The organism is Nonomuraea sp. NPDC050643 (genome assembly GCF_040654715.1).
In the GTDB taxonomy this organism is placed as follows: domain Bacteria; phylum Actinomycetota; class Actinomycetes; order Streptosporangiales; family Streptosporangiaceae; genus Nonomuraea.
In genome coordinates this window covers 11,391-23,657 of sequence record NZ_JBFAIM010000093.1, presented here as the reverse complement: position 1 = coordinate 23,657, position 12,267 = coordinate 11,391, and the positions used below count along the sequence as shown (strand labels likewise).

Annotated in this window: 6 protein-coding genes; 3 read left to right on the top strand and 3 right to left on the bottom strand. The window is 73.0% G+C overall.

Annotated elements, in window-relative coordinates:
* Positions 1–48: 48 nt before the first annotated feature.
* On the bottom strand, positions 49–1,146 hold the full coding sequence (fes, locus tag AB0I15_RS60390) for an enterochelin esterase (protein WP_358118362.1): 1,098 nt from the start codon (positions 1,144–1,146) through the stop codon (positions 49–51).
* Between the two features lie 144 nt (positions 1,147–1,290).
* Here fes and AB0I15_RS60385 point away from each other — a divergent pair, with 144 nt between their 5' ends.
* Complete coding sequence (locus AB0I15_RS60385; protein WP_358118361.1) at positions 1,291–2,106, top strand: siderophore-interacting protein; 816 nt, start codon at positions 1,291–1,293, stop codon at positions 2,104–2,106.
* 221 nt (positions 2,107–2,327) lie between these two features.
* Here the strand turns inward: AB0I15_RS60385 and AB0I15_RS60380 are convergent, their stop codons facing one another.
* Positions 2,328–5,378 carry a BRCT domain-containing protein gene (locus tag AB0I15_RS60380; RefSeq protein WP_358118359.1) on the bottom strand — a complete coding sequence of 1,017 codons (3,051 nt, stop codon included), beginning with the start codon at positions 5,376–5,378 and terminating at the stop codon, positions 2,328–2,330.
* A gap of 112 nt (positions 5,379–5,490) precedes the next feature.
* Positions 5,491–6,042 (bottom strand): DUF4440 domain-containing protein, encoded by a 552-nt coding sequence (locus AB0I15_RS60375; protein ID WP_358118357.1) that lies wholly within the window; start codon positions 6,040–6,042, stop codon positions 5,491–5,493.
* A gap of 76 nt (positions 6,043–6,118) precedes the next feature.
* Between AB0I15_RS60375 and AB0I15_RS60370 the strand changes: the two genes are divergently transcribed.
* The gene (locus AB0I15_RS60370) at positions 6,119–9,088 is read left to right on the top strand and encodes a DUF6493 family protein (RefSeq protein ID WP_358118355.1); all 2,970 of its coding nucleotides are present in this window, start codon (positions 6,119–6,121) and stop codon (positions 9,086–9,088) included.
* Positions 9,085–12,210 carry a DUF6493 family protein gene (locus tag AB0I15_RS60365; protein WP_358118354.1) on the top strand — a complete coding sequence of 1,042 codons (3,126 nt, stop codon included), beginning with the start codon at positions 9,085–9,087 and terminating at the stop codon, positions 12,208–12,210. The genes AB0I15_RS60370 and AB0I15_RS60365 overlap by 4 nt, the downstream gene beginning before the upstream one ends.
* Positions 12,211–12,267 lie beyond the last annotated feature (57 nt).

Below are 12,267 nucleotides of genomic sequence, written 5' to 3'. Positions count from 1 at the left end.
CCTGGTCATTCGCCACGGCCGGGCCCGCGGCGACGGGCGTCCGGACGCTCACAGCCAGCCCGCCGCGAGCGTCCCCAGGCCGTCGGCGAGGCCGCCGAGCCAGCAGGCGGGGTCGTGGCCGCCGTTGTACTCGGTGAAGCTCACCTCGTACCCCTTGGCGGCGAGGGTCTCGGCGAAGCGGCGGTTCTCCTCCAGCAGCGTCCACTCCAGCGCGCCGACCTCGACGTGGAAGCGGACCGGCAGGCGGGTGGCCCGCGCGTACTGCCGGGTCAGCCATTCGGGGTCGTCATCGCTCCACCGGTACGCCCCGGATTGGGACAGGACGTTGCCGAAGCGGCCGGGGGCCAGGAAGGCGGCGCAGGAGGCGGTGAGGCCGCCGAAGCCCTGCCCGGCGAGCACGGTCAGGCCGGGGTCGGTGGTGACCTGCCATTCGTGTTCGGCCCAGGGCAGCAGGTCGTGGGCGAGGTGGCGGACGAACGGGTCGTGGCAGGCCATCTCCTTGCGCCGGGTGGGCCGGTCCACGGAGTCGGGCATGAGGACGACGGCGGGCGGGATGCGGCCGTCGGCGATGAGGTTGTCCATGGTGGTGGCGATCCGCCCGGCCCACACCTCGCCGTCCAGCAGGACCACGCTCGGGTACGGCCCCGTACCGTGTCCGGGCGGCAGGTAGACCCACACGCGGCGGCCGGCCACCCACGTCTCGAGCACCTGCCCCTGGGGGACGCCGGGCCGGCGGTCCCGGTACGGCTGCGGCGGCGCCTGCGGCAGCTCCAGGAGCGAGGACGGGTGACGGCCGTGCACGCCCGGCACGGTCTCGGGGTTGCCCGGGTCGGGGACGGCGGTGCGCAGGACCTTCAGCCAGGACTCCCGGTCGGTGCCGGGCAGCTCGGTGCAGGGCAGGATCTGGTAGCCGGCGCGCAGGTCGGCGTCGAGCTCGTAGGTGAGGCGCAGGACGTCGGACCCGGGCAGGCGGGTCATCACGTGGCCCCCGATGTCGCCGGCGTGCCGGTCGCGGTCGGTCACCGTGTTGATCAGCACCACCGCCTGCTCGGCGGCGTCCCTGGCCCGCCACAGGAACGTCACCCGGCACCTGCCGGGCGCGTCCGCGGGCTCCACCAGGGGAGTGGCGGGGGATTCGAGTGTCATTCACGACCTCCGGTCAGGCAGCAGGGTCGTCCACAGCAGAAAGGAGCCGGTCACGACGCCGGGACACGGGCTTGCGTCAAGATAAGGTAAGGCTAACCTAATCTGGAAGCCTTCCTCGTCTTCTGGAGCCTCTAGGAGCCCCCTATGACCAGAGGCAACCTCGCCTCCACCCGCGTCAAGCCGCACACCTCCGAACTGCTCATCCTCAACGTGCTCCGCCGCGAACGCCTGTCCCCGCACTTCGCCCGCGTCACCCTCGGGGGCGGCGACATCGAACGGTTCGTCCCCATGGGGTACGACCAGTGGTTCCGCCTCTTCCTGCCCGTCTCGGCGGACTCGCTCTCCCGCCTGCCGCCCAGGCTCACCACCCTCAGCTACGCCAAATACCTGACGATCTCCAAGACCTCCCGACCGGTGCTGCGCAACTACTCGGTACGCGCGTACCGGGCCGAGGGCCCGGAGATCGACGTGGACTTCGTCCTGCACGGCTCGGCCGCCGACGGCACGGCCGGCCCCGCCGCCACCTGGGCCGAGACCTGCGAGCCCGGCGACAGCGTGGCGATCATCGACGAGGGCATCGGCTTCAACCCGCCGCCCGGGACGCGGCGGGTCGTGCTGGCCGCCGACGAGAGCGGCCTGCCCGCGCTCTCCGGCATCCTGTCCTGCCTGCCGCCGGACGCCGAGGGCCACGCGCTCATCGAGATCCCCTCCCCGGAGGACCGCCTGCCGCTCGACGCGCCCGAGGGGATGGAGGTCACCTGGCTCGCCCGCGACGACCACGCCGCCGCGCCCGGCGCCCGCGTCCTGGCCGCCGCCCTGGAACTGCCCCTTCCCTCCGAGCCGTGCTACGGCTGGGTGGTGGGCGAGTCCGCGCTGCCCGCCGCCCTGCGCCGCCACTGGGTCCGCAACGGCGTGCCGAAGGAGCACATCATGTTCTGCGGCTACTGGCGCAGGCGCTGATCCGCCGGCGCCCGGCGATGTCGCCGCCGGCCTCGGCGTCGGCCCGGGGGAGGCGGTCCGCATCGTCGAGGAGGCCCTGAGACCGGCCGGCCCGATGGCGACCGCCTCCCCTCAATGACGCTTCCCCGGACGTGGACCCGGATCGGGACCCGGACCCCGGACGCGGACCCGGACCCAGACGCGGACCCAGGCAGTGCGGTGTCCGGGGCTGTGGTGGTTGGTCACCACACGTCGACGTCCACGCCGATCGCGATGGTCCGCAAAGCGCTGAGCGCGACCCAGGTGCGCGTGTTGCTGTCGAGCCCGTACTGCTTGACGTCGCTCGTCCCGGGCAGCAGGTCGAGCACGGCGCTGATGTGGCCGCACTCCGCCGCCCTCTGGGCCACGGTCGCGTGCTGGCGCCGCTTCGCCGCCTTGGGGAGTTTCGCGAGCTCGGCGTGCAGGGCGGTGAGTTCGGCCAGTTGGCCGGGGTCCGGGCCGGTGGGCGGCCCCTCGGCCGCGATCCGTTCGGCCTGCGGCAGGTGGTCTCGTATCGAACCCCCGTTGGTGTCGGCCCACAGCCGCAGCAGGTCCGGCTGCCCGTAGACGGTCAGCGCGCGGGCCGCCGACCAGTCGTCGAACCAGCGCACGCCGTACGAGTGCGACCGGTTCGGCTCGCTGCGTTCCCCGAGCAGCTCGCGCACCAGCTCGGTCTCACCCCGCCTGAGCAGGCAGACCAGCCAGGGCACGCCGGCGCGCCAGGTCGGGGCGCCCACGCCCGCGTCCAGCACGGCGCGGGCCTCCCGCTCCTGGCCGCACTCCATGAGCGCCCAGACCAGCGGCAGGCGGAGCGCCCATGCCGAACGGTCGGCGTCGGCGGCCCGGCGCGCGGCGGCGAACCACCGCTCGGAGCGTTCACGCCGCCCCAGGACCGCGCAGGCCCCGGCGAGCGCCGCCATGTCGGCGGCCATCTCCCCTCCCACATTTCTTGCGCCGCTCACGTCCGCGGGCGGGTCCTCGACCTCGGCGATGACGGCGGCGGCCGCGGCGTCGAAGCCGGCGGCGCCGAGCGTGAGCGCGATCCGGGCGAGGTGCCTGGGGCGTCGCAGGTGTTCCGGGATCGCGAGGGCCAGCTCACGGGCCTCGGCGGCGTCACCCCGCCGGGCGTGGATCATCGCGAGCTGGTGGAGCGTGGTGGCGATCCACTCGCCTTCGACGTCGGGGTCCTCGATGGTCAGTTCGGTGAGCGTGCCCCGGACCACCGTGATCAGGTCGGTGACGGTGGCCGTGTCGGGCGGCGGCCACGTTCCCGCCGCCTCCGCCGTGCTGCCCCGCCCCCGGAACGGCGCCAGCAGCCGCTCGATCTCCGGCGAGGCCGCACCCACACCCGCTCCCGCGTGAGCCGGATCGGGGAAGATCGTCCGCTCGCCCCAGCGCCACGGCCAGGCGAACCGGCGGGCGACGGACCAGCAGAGCCGCTCGTCGAGATCGTCGTCCCGGCCGGGCCGCGCGATGACCGTGCCGTCCTCGAACGCCACCGCCCAGGTGTCATCGTCCAGCGCGAACGTCGGGTCGATCCGCAGCCGGTCGCCGAGGTCGCGGCCGGTGAGGAAGAGCGGGCGGCGTACGGCCGGGGCGTGGTGGAAGGGGTGGTCGGCCACGATCTCGCCCGTCCCGGGGCGCAGGAAGCGCACCGCGTGCGGGCCGATCGCGATCAGCACGTCGTTCGCGGGCCATTCCAGGCCGAAGCCGTACTCCGTCTGACCGGTGGAGCGCCTGACGCCGTCGAGGACGCGCAGCCGTTCGGGGCGGTCACCGAGCGACCAGATCTCGATCCGACCTTCGGCGGTGACGCAGGCGGCCCGCTCGCCGTCCGGCGACCAGGCCCACGCCCGTGCGTCCCAGCCGCGCGGGTTGGAGGTGCCGGCCTGGACGGTCAGGTCGTAGCGGTGCTCGCCGGCCGTCGCGTCGACGATGCCGACGGTCCCGGCCGCCGGGTCCACGACCGCCAGCCGGCCGCCCGGTCCCCAGGACAGGAGGTCGGCGCCCGGGTAGCCCGGCAGCTCCGACGTCGTCTCGCCCGTCAGCGCGTCGGCGATGACGAGCCTGCCGTCGCGTTGATGCGCCAGGAGGCGCTCGTCCAGGCTCCACTCGGGCGCGGCCGCGTCCTGGTCCTCCTCCAGGCCCAGGATCCAGGAGATCCGCCGTGTCGCCACATCGAGCGAGATCGCCGCGTACTCGTCCACCGCCTCCCCGTAGATCCGGGAGCCGTCGCGCGACCAGAACGCCCGGTCGAGAATGAGCCCGGGCTCCTCGCCCCAGGTCTCCTGGAACCCGGCCGGCAGCGGCCCGCTGAACTCGATCGGGTTCGTACCCTCCGGAAGGCCGTCCGGCGGTCCGGTGACCGACCCCTCGTGCATCGCCACGATGACGTTGCGCAGGAGCTCCGACCCGCCTCCGTACACGAACGCGCGCCTGCCCTCGGGCGCGAACGCCATGCCCAGCGGCCGGCCGGAGGCCAGGAAGAACGCGTCGGCGACCGGCTCGCAGGCGGTGCCGAACACGTCCCAGACGCCGGTCGCGTTGGTGTTGTACTCCAGCGCGATCCGCCTGCCGTCCGCCGACCACTGGAGGCTGCGGGTGTAGTCGCCGAAGCCGACGCCGCCCATGATGCCGTCGATCGCGTGGACGCAGCGGCCGGTGGCCACCTCGAAGATCTGCAGGACGCCGCCCCGGTCGTAGTCGTCGCCGGTCCCGCCACCGACCGCGAGGTGGCGGCCGTCCGGGCTGAGCGCGTGGCCGTTCAGCTCGCCGCGGTGCACGTCGGAGTGGCGCAGCAGCGCGCCCGCGTCGCGGAGCCGGGCGGTCGCGAGGCGATGCGCGGCGATGACGCCGTGGCCGCGCTCCAGAGCCTGAAGGGCCTCCCGCAGCGGTACGGTGTCGCGCTCGGGGGAGAACGCGGCCCAGTCGGCGTTCTTGAGGCGATCGAGCGCCTCACCGGGCCCCATCCCCTCATCCGGGACGCCGGTGAACGGCGGGGACGGCGGCGCGGTGCCGGGCTCCCGGCCGTCGAGCACGGCCACCAGCGCGTCCTCGTCGAGGATCGGAACGCCCCGCACCGCCGCAGGACCCGCCTTGGCCCCCGACTTCGCGCCGGCGAAGACCAGGTCGGTCTTCGCCGAGACCGACGCGGTCACCTTCGCGCCCAGCGCCTCCAGGGCGCGCTGGGCCTCGTCCTTCGACATCCGGCTGAACCGCCCGGCCAGCACGACCTGGCATCCACTGATGATCATGTCAAGCGACCGTAGTGGACGCGACCGACACTTCGCTTCCGGCATTGCGTTCGGGCGCGGGCGACGTACCGCTCAGGTGAGCTCGTCCGGTCCTCCGGCTGTTCGACGGCCGTCACCCGCGTGGCCCGGAGCCGGGATCCGCGCGCCGCGCCAATGGGTTTCTTGGCATCTGCGGTGGTGTGGCGGTTCCGTGAGGGTTGTCGATGACGTAACGCCATCGGCCGTCCGCGCCGCGCCTGGCGACGTCGGTGGCGGTGCCGCTCAGGTCGATCTCGGTGCCGTCGCGGGCCGTGCCGCGCATCGACCAGTCGACGATGAGCAGGGCGATGTCGCCGGAGACGTACACGTGGCGGGGGCGGGCCTCGATCGGCAGGCCGAAGCTCTGCAGATGCCGGTTGGCGGCCACCCGGGCGGCGCCGGTGACGGGATGACCCGGTACGGGCACCAGGACGGCACCGTCTTCGTAGACGTGGTCGAAGGTGTGCGGCTCGCCCGTGTCGGCGGCGGTGTCGCCCGCGTTCGTACCCGTGTTCACGGCGGCGTTCGCGGAGGTGTTCACGGCGGCGTTCATGCCTGCGTTCATGGCGGCGACGAAGCGGGCGGCCAGGCTGTCAGGGTCGTCGGCGAGGACTGCGCGGGCCGGCGGAATGTCATGACTCTTCATGACCTATTGATCGTATCACATTCTGAGACATCCTCATGATCGGGAATTGTCGGAGGCGCTCGCTAGGGTCCCGGCCATGGTTGACGTGGTGGCGGCGCACGCGAGCGCCCGATCTTCTACCGACCCCTGGGAGGAGACTCTCCGGCGGGTCAGGTCCGGTCCCGTGGCCGGGATGGCGGCGTTCCTGCTCAGGCTGGACGAGCCGGGGCGCAGAGCGGTCGCGGCGCGGCTGCCCGAACACGTGCGGGCCGCCGCCCGCGCACGCCGGTCCTGGGACACCCTCGGCCGCCAGATCGAGCCGCTGCGCCTGGCGGGCGCGGCCTGCTTCGGCGGCGCGGCGGAGGTCGCCGCCTGGCTCAACCGGCGCGACCTGCGTCTGTGGCGCGGTCACGAGACCGACGCCGAGCTCCTGCTCACCGTGCTGCGCGCACGCGAGCCGGCATGGCGGGCCGACCTGGCCCGCCGCCTCGTCGAACGCCTGCGCTCGACCGGCGAGTCCGGCTCCACCAAGGTCCTGGGCGAGCCCGGCTGGCACCTGGCCGCCGGGCTGGTCGCGGAGACCGGCATCGACCCGCCCGGCAATGACGCGTTCGTGCTCGGCTGGGTGTGGGCGTGGAACGGCCGCCTGCGCCCCGGGAAGATCGAGCCCGCCGAGTGGGCCACCGCGCTGGCCGCCGACCCGCTGCTCGACGTCATGGTGCCTCGGCTGCTGGCCGCGCAGCGGGTGGAGGTGGCCCTGCGCTGGGACGAGCGCCAGCCCTGGCCCGGCATCCTGTGCGAGCTGGCCGCCCGTGGGCGGATCGAGCGCCGTGTCCTCCTGGACGCCTGTGTCTCCCGGTTCATCGCCGGCGGTGACGAGCGGGAGCTGCGACCCGCCGCCCAGCTCTACCGCCTGCTCGGCACCGAGCCCGCCGAGATCGCCGTCCGCGACCTGGTCCGGCTGCTGCCGGTGCTGCCGGGCGCGGTGGCCCGGCTGGCGGCCGACGAGATCGAGCGCGCCGACTCGGCGGGCCGGCTGAGCGACGAGCTGTTCGGCGAGGCGGCCGGCGCGCTGGCGTTCCGGGCGGAGAAGACGCTGGTGAAGAAGGGGCTGGCCTGGATCGCCAAGGCCGGGTCCGACCGGGCCGCCGAGTGCCATCCGGCGCTGGCCGCCGCGTTCGGGCAGGACGATCACGCGGTGCTGGAGCGGGCGGTGAAGCTGGCCGTCAAACTCGCCCCGGCCGCCATTCCGGCCGGGGCCGAGGCGGTGCGAGAGGCCGCCGCCGGGCTTCCCGGGGCGTTGCGGGAGCGGGTCGTGGCGGCGTACGGGGAGGTGGGGGAGCAGCCGCCGGAGGAGGCGCCCGCCCTGCCCGCGCCCCCACCGCCGCCGCGTCCCATCACGCCGCTCGCCGGGGTGGCGGCCGTGCTGGCGGAGCTGGGCACGTGGGGCCGGGCGGATGAGCCCGAGCACGTCGAGCGCGTGCTGGCGGGGCTGGTGGAGCACGCCTGCCGCGAGCCGGAGGCGGTGACCGCCTGGATGAAGACGGCCTGGCCGAACGGCTATCCGTGGGGGGCGTACACACGGCCCAGAGACCTGCTGTTCGGCGCGGCGGCCGCGATCATCAGCCCGGCCTCCTACACCGGCGACCCCTTCAGGGACACCGCGCCGGTCGGCGTGCAGGGGCTGGTGCTGCGACGGCTGCACGAGGTGGCGCTGATGTTCCGGCAGGGCCTTGCCATCCCCGTGCTGCTGGCCACGCCGACGCACTCCAGCGGCCACGTCGATCCGTCGGTGCTCGTCTCCAGGATGGAACGCCTGGAGGCCGCCGGCGCCGCCCCCCTTGCCGCCGACTTCGAACAGGCACTGCTACGCCTCCCCGAGCGCATCGACCCGGAGGTGGCCGCCCGCGCGCGGGGGCTGACCTCCGCGGCGGGCCGGACGCTGGCGGGATGGCTCGAACGAGGCGGGCTGCCGCAGCCGGTGGGCCGATGCGAGATCGCCGACGTCGCCATGCCGTCCTGGGGAGGCCCCTACGGCTGGCTCGGCAACCGCCCCGCCTCCCAGGCCCGACGCCCCCGCGCGACGACCTCGGCCGACATGCCCGGGCCGTGGTCGCTCGGAGCCGGTGCGCCTTCCTGGGAGGAGCCGGTCGATGGGGATCTGGGTGGCTCTGCCGTTCTCGATGGCGAGATCGTCACGCCGGAGTCCGGGGCGGCTCGTTCCGGTGGCGAGGCCAAGGGGCGAGAGACGGATGCGAGAGAGGCCGCCGCCGGAGCGGGCGGTGCGGGAATCGGTGGCAGCGATCTTGTGCGTGAGCAGGGCGAACTGGACACCGCGCGAGGAGCCGGTGCTGCGGTACCGAGCCATGGTGGGGCCGGAGTTCGCGGGACCGGAAGTGAGGGCCGGTCGGTTCTGGGTGGATACGCGCCCGGTGTGCTGAACGTGACCGGGCGGGAAGGGAGTCTGCAGCTCGCGGAGTGGTGGGCCTGGACGTTGCCTTCTCATGCCGAGGTCCAAGCCGCTCTCATGCTCTCCGCCCTGATCACGGAGATGGACGAGGCGCGCGGCTATGTCACCGCCCTGACCGGGATGGCCCAAGCCGACGGACGGCACGGACCGGCCGCCGCCCACGCGCTCGCCTGCGCGCTGGCCTTCAAGAAGCCCGACGACCGTTTGCAGGCCGTGGAAGCCCTGCTGACCCTGGCCGCCCGCGACCGCCTGCCCGCCACCGAGCTGGGCCGGGCCGCGACGGCGCTGATCACGGCAGACCTGTTCCCGCTCGCCCGCATCACCACCTCGCTCGCCGAAGCCACCCACGCAGGTGCGCACCGTCACGTGTGGTCCGCCATCGAGGCCATGCTTCCCGGCCTGCTTCCCGGCCTGCTTCGCGAGCCCGGCGAGAAACCCCGCACAGGGCTCTCGGATCTGCTCGCCCTGGGAGTCAAGACCGCCACCCACACCGGGGCCCGAGCCGTCATCCCAGGCCTGGCCGAAGTGGCCGCTCGCACCGGATCCAGCCGGTTCGTCCAGGAAGCGCGCCGTCTCCATCAGGAGATACAGGGGTGAGCGCGTGGGATGACCTGCTCAAACACGTCAGAGCCGGCGACACGGCGGGCACGATCCGCTTCGTCACCGAACTGGACACGACCGACCGGAAGAAGATCGCGGCGGAACTACCCCGATACGTCACCCGGACCGAGCCCAGCACGAGCTGGTGGGAGTGGCGCACGCAGGTGCCGCCGCTGCTGATGGCGGGCGCGGTCTGCCTGGGTGGCGCGGCGGCGGTGACGACATGGCTGTTCAGGCGCGAATTCCGGCGCGACAACGTCTTCGACGGCGACCTGGGCAACGGCCTGATCAGCGTTCTCAGTGGCGGGCCCGACGGCGCACCCGGCGGCGCGGCCAGTAGTGCTCCCAGTAGTGCTGCCTACGGTGCTCCCGGCGGTGCGGCCAATGGTGCTCCTCTCAGCGCCTCCGCCAGCGCTCACGGTGCTGGACATGAGGTCGGGTATGGCGTTGGTCCTCGCGCTATTCACGGCCACGGCGACGGCGATGGGGCTCTCGGGTGCCTGCTTGGGTTGTTGCGTCGGCGGCCGGTGGTGTGGCAGGAGGACGTGGCTCGTCGGATGGCCGGGCGGTTGCGGTTGCCGGAGGTGCGGTATTGGGGGTTGGTGGCTCAGCTCGTACGGGAGACGGGCATTGAGCCGCCGGACGGTCAGGCGTTCATGGCGGGCTGGCTGCGGGCGCTGCGTCCGGGCACGGCTGCGGGCGATCCGCTTTTCATGGCGTACAAGCGGCGCATTTTCGAGATCGACGGCTTGGACGAGAGCGACCTCTGGCAGGCGGTCGAGGCGATCATGCGGCTCGTCGATGATGGGCTGATCGAGCGCACGGCCACCATCGACGGGGTCGTTGGGCGGCTGCTGCGTGATGGGCCGTCGGCGCCGGTGCCGTTCGTGGGTCTGCACGATCGGCTCGACCTCGACATCGACGAGTCCGCCGCACGGGCCAGGCACTACACCAGGCTGCTGCCCGCCGGGCCGGTCGCGGTGGTCGATCTGGCGTTGGCGCAGTTGCGGCGGCTGGAGGAGGCGGGGCGGCTGGAGGAAGAGCTGTTCGCCGAGGCGCTGGGGGCGCTGGTCTACCGGCCGGAGAAGAAGCTGCTGCGGGCGGCCCTGTCGTGGGCGGGCGACGCCGTACTGCGTGACGCGGGCCGTACGGATGTGGTGCTGGAGGCCGTGTCCACGTTGTTCACGCAGGACACGTTGGCGCTGCAAGAGCGGGCGGTCCGGCTGGCCGTCAAGCTGGCCCCCGGAGCGGGGCAGGCCGGGCATGACGCCGTACGGAATGCGGCCCCGGAACTGCACGGTGACCTGCTGGAGAAGGTCTCGGCCGCGTACGGAGGTGGCATCGCGGCAGCGGAGCCTCCCGTGGCAGCGCCGCCGGCAGCCGTGAACGTCCCGCGAATGCCACCGCCCATCGCCTCACCCGAGGAACTGGTACGCGAACTCGCCGCCTTCACCTGGCCACTCGACGTGCACACCTTCGAACGCCTCCTCGCGGGCCTGGCCGAATGGTCGTACCGGGACCCTGACACTCTTCGCGAGGCTCTGCACGCCCAGCGGTTCGAGCCGGACGTCTACGGCGATTACCGGCAAGTGCTCCATGAGGGGCTCCCCGAAGTGGTCCATCGGGCCTTCCTGGCCTTCGCCTCGCCTGACGTCAGCAGACGCCTTTCGAGCGGCAGGCGAACGCGGCATCCGACGGCGATGGGACCGCTGGACAGGCTCTACGTTCGCCGGGCCAGGGAACTGGTGACGCCGTTCGAGGACGGCACCGGCTACCCGGTCCTTCTGGCCACCCCCACGATGGGCACCGGCCACCTCGACCCGGCCACACTGCTCGACCGCCTCGAACACCTGGAGACCGCCGGAGTGGAGGCCCTGCCCGCCGACCTGGCACAGGCCCTGTTGCGGCTGCCACGTACGTTCTCGGAGATGGACGCCGAGCGGGCGCGACGGCTGACCTCGGCGGCGGGGCGTACGTGCGCGGCGTGGATGCGAGGTGGAGGGCCACCCGACCCGAACGTGACCGTCTCCTGGCACCGCCACCGTGATCCTGCGGGCTGTTCGCGGCGACGCATGCACATCGAGCTCAACGAGCCCAGCGATGAAGGGCTCAGCCGCAGTGACCTCCGCGGTGACCTCCGCAGTGACATCGGCAGCGACCCCGGGGATGACACTGCGCGGGGTGAAGGTGTGCGCGGCGATGGTGTGCAGGGCGGTGGTTTGTGCGCTGATGGGATGCGACGCGATGGGAGGAGGGCTGAGGGGGCGCAGGGTGGCGTCGTGCGTGGGGGCGTCGTGCGTGGCGGTGGCGTTCATGGTGAGGGTGTGCAGAGCGGCGGCGCGGTGCGTGGTGAGGGTGTGCAGGGCGGTGGTGGGGCTGGTGGAGACGTGTGCGCTGATGGGATGAGACGTGGCGGGGTGTTGGGGGGTGGGGTGAAGAGTGGTGCTCTGCCCATCGGCGATGGCGGGTTCGGTGATGACGTGGGTGAGGTGGTTCGGGGGTTCTTCGAGATCGGGCCCTGTTATGCGTACGACCTGGCCTGGTGGCCGCTCGTCATGCCCGCTCACCGCGAGATCGTGGCCGCGCACCTGGCCGGGCAGTTGCTCGACACCCTCGACTCCGGCAGCCATTCCGCACAGGTTCTGGCCGGGCTGGCGCACGGTGACGGGCCGCTCGGGTACGGGATGGCTTACGCCCTGGCCTGCGGGATGGGGCATGCGAGCGCCGCCGATCGGGCCGCTGCCACCGATGCCTTTCTCACGCTGGCGGTTCGGGGTGAGGTGCCGGTGCGGGAGTTGGGTGAGGCGGTGGCGACGCTGGCCGGCAGGGAACTGGTGAAGTTGCACCGAGTGGTCTCGGCGCTGGACGACGCCACGCAGGCCGGGGCGCAGGAGGCGGTGTGGGCGGTGATCGTACAGGCGTTGCCGGGGCTGTTACCGGAGGAAGGGGAGCGGCCGCGTGCCGGGGTGGCGGATCTGGTGGCGGCGGGGGCGCGGGCGGCCAGAATCGCGGGTGCTCGGGGTGAGTTGCCCTGTGCGGCGGTGATCGCGGCGCGGAAGGGTTCCAGCAGGCTGATACTGGAGGCGAGGCGGCTGATGCGGTTGATTCGTACGCCTTAGGAATCTACTTTGTAAAGGCGCCGGAGGAGAGAATCCGGTATGCGCGGCGCGCGCGAG